This window comes from Gordonia asplenii, from assembly GCF_012933505.1.
Classification (GTDB): domain Bacteria; phylum Actinomycetota; class Actinomycetes; order Mycobacteriales; family Mycobacteriaceae; genus Gordonia; species Gordonia asplenii.
The window spans coordinates 1-1496 of record NZ_JABBNB010000075.1; the positions used below are offsets into that span (position 1 = coordinate 1).

Genomic DNA, 1496 nt, shown 5'->3' on the forward strand with positions numbered 1-1496 from the left:
GGGGTGCCGGGTGAGTTGTATCTGGGTGGGGTGCAGGTGGCTCGTGGGTATGCGGGGCGGCCGGATCTGACGGCGGATCGGTTCGTGGCTGATCCGTTCGGAGTGGGTGCGCGGTTGTATCGCACGGGTGATGTGGTGCGGTGGAACTCTGTGGGTGACCTCGAGTACTTGGGTCGGTCGGATTTTCAGGTGAAGTTGCGTGGGCAGCGGCTGGAGTTGGGAGAGGTCGAGGCGGTGCTGGGCAATGTGCCTGGCGTCGTGCATGCGGCCGCGACGGTGGTGTCGGCGCCGGGTGGGGATCAACATCTGGTGGGGTATGTCGCACCGGCGGTCGTTGTCGACGATGTGAGAATCTTTGCAAGACAGGCACTTCCGACCTACATGGTGCCGACGGTGTGGGTGGGGCTCGACGATGTCGCATTGACTTCCTCTGGCAAGCTGGACCGCAAAGCGCTGCCCGCGCCTGATTTCGCCACCGAGGCCGTCGAGTTCGTTGAGGCGGCGTCGGATGCCGAACATGCACTTTCTGCTGTGTTCGCGGATGTGCTTGGGGTGGAAGAGGTTTCGGTCGTCGCGTCGTTTTTCGAGTTGGGCGGCAACTCATTGTCGGCGATGCGGTTGGCGGCGCGGGCATCGGCGATGCTCGGGGTCGAGGTGTCGGTGCGCGACGTGTTCGACGCCCCGTCGGTGCGGGCCTTGATTGCGGCGGTTGCGGGTAACGCGGTTGTGTTGGCGCCGATCGTTCCCGTCGTTGCGCGCCCGGACCAACTGCCGTTGTCCTTTGCGCAGCAACGTATCTGGTTCATCAACCAGTACGACACCGCGTCGCCCGCCTACAACATCCCGGTCGTCTTGCGGGTGACCGGTGACCTCGACACCCGTGCGCTGCACGCCGCCGTCGCCGATGTGGTTGCGCGACACGAGATCTTGCGGACCTCGTTTCCCGCTGTCGACGGCGAGGGCAACCAAGCGATCGGCAGTATCGCTGAGCTGAACGAGCGGGACGTGTCGCGGTCCGTCGATTCGGAGGCGGAGTTGTTTGCCGCGTTGTCTGAGGGTTTTGACGTGTCGGTGCAGTGGCCGTTGCGGGTGCGGTTGTGGCGGGTTGCTGAGGATGAGTTTGTTCTGGCGTTGGTGGTTCACCATATCGCGTCGGATGGGGAGTCGTTGCTTCCGTTGGTGACCGATCTGGTGGGTGCGTATACCGCGCGGGTGGCTGGTCGAGTGCCCGAGTTTGTTCCGTTGCCGGTGCAGTTTGCGGATTATGCGTTGTGGCAGCACGAGGTGTTGGGGTCGGCGGGTGACGCTGATTCGGTGGTCGGTCGGCAGTTGGGTTTTTGGCGTGGACAGCTCGCCGGGGTGCCCGATGTGCTGGAGTTGCCTGCCGATCGGCCGCGGCCGCGGGTGGCGTCGCACGCCGGTGCGAGTCTCGACTTCGTCTTCCCCACGGGAGTCGGTGAGCGGGTTGCCGGCGTCGCCGCCGCTCATGGGGTGAC

At 64.8% G+C, this 1496-nt stretch carries 1 protein-coding gene; it reads left to right on the top strand.

Annotated elements, in window-relative coordinates; genetic code table 11:
* Positions 1-84: 84 nt before the first annotated feature.
* On the top strand, positions 85-1496 hold a 1412-nt coding region (locus HH308_RS29240), incomplete at its 3' end, for a condensation domain-containing protein (RefSeq protein ID WP_376767318.1).